General features: G+C 39.7%; 1 protein-coding gene. It reads right to left on the bottom strand.

Annotation, left to right across the window (positions count from 1 at the left end):
* Window positions 1-79 precede the first annotated feature (79 nt).
* On the bottom strand, window positions 80-1,326 hold a 1,247-nt coding region (locus BA053_RS07755), incomplete at its 5' end, for a hypothetical protein (protein WP_065106874.1).

The following is a 1,326-nucleotide window of genomic DNA, read 5'->3' as shown; positions in this document are numbered from 1 at the left end:
TCCAAGTAGCTGACGCTGGTTTCCATCCAAGAGGGTGTCATCCCAGTGCCCAGACACTGGGATCTAACTACCTTCACGATTATGTCTTTCCTACTGATTGACCTTCTACACATTTCTCAACTTTTACATCATTAGTCAATCCTCTTGGTGATTGAGCATCATTCACAGAACCTTCATTCTCAGCACCATTCCAAACACCTATTTTAAAATTGGCAAGTTCTTTTGCAAGTTCGGTGTAAAGGTTATCCGCTTCTTTCTTATTAACATTACCATTCAGACGGCTTGCTGCATAACTAGCAGACTCGTTTTTCTTCCCATTATCAAGCTTGTTTCCTTGTCCATTAGTGGGTGGCGTGGTTCCTCTTCCATTAACACTAGTATTCGCATCCCTTTCTTGGAAACCAATATTCTTTATTTTATTAAAATTAATTTTTATCCCACTTGCCACAGGCTTCTTGTCTGGAAGTTTCGGTGGACACACCTCTTTCTTCGGTTCCTCCGGCTTCGCTTTTTTCTCTTCTTCCACTTTTTGTTTTTGTGAATTTTCATGAGATTTTCTTTCAAGCTCAGCAAGACGCAATAGATGTTTCAAAGGATCTGACGCAATTTCAAGTTCTGGTTTGCTCAGAACAACCGGTCTTACAAATCCTGGTGAAACTTCAAAAAGGAAAACTGGCACTTTAGGCTTTTCTCTTTCATCCACTTTTATTTCTACGTTTTCGCAAACTTCTTTATTTTCTTCCTTTAATGATGTTTTTTCTGCTTTTTTATCTTCTTTTTCTGTAGATGCCTCTACCGCAGCCGCCAACTCAACTCCAAACATCTCTGCGAACATTGTAACAATCCATCCGACAACGGCCATTTGTAACCTGAGTTTCAGATCTTGCAATGCAGTTAATCTTTCTAACGCCCTTGCAAATTCTTCTTCTGATAACTCACCACTGCCTAATTTTTCCTGCAATTCTTTTATCTCTTTGTCCAACCTCTGATTGAAACTTAAATCGCGTGCAAAAATCTTCTTGATTAACTCCTTAAGCTTGTCACGCATAAATTTAATTATCGCAGTAATCAGGTTTTTTTCTTTCTTCTCCTTGAGCATTTGGTAGATTTTCGGATCATCTACATTTACTTCAAAAAGGTTGAAGAGAGGTTCAAAGAAATTCCAGAAACCTCCGAGTACTCTGTCTTTTTCACCAGTGAAGTGATCCTCCTCATCACCTTCTCCGATATGTAGCTCTGCTTGAGATGATATTTCATCGATACAACTAGAAGCCTGACGCTCACACTCGAGCCTCCTGAGCAAATCTTGTCTGGTGAGCTCCTCTA

Source organism: Wolbachia endosymbiont of Nomada ferruginata (genome assembly GCF_001675785.1).
GTDB classification, from domain to species: domain Bacteria; phylum Pseudomonadota; class Alphaproteobacteria; order Rickettsiales; family Anaplasmataceae; genus Wolbachia; species Wolbachia pipientis.
This window is presented reverse-complemented; position numbering and strand designations above follow the sequence as displayed.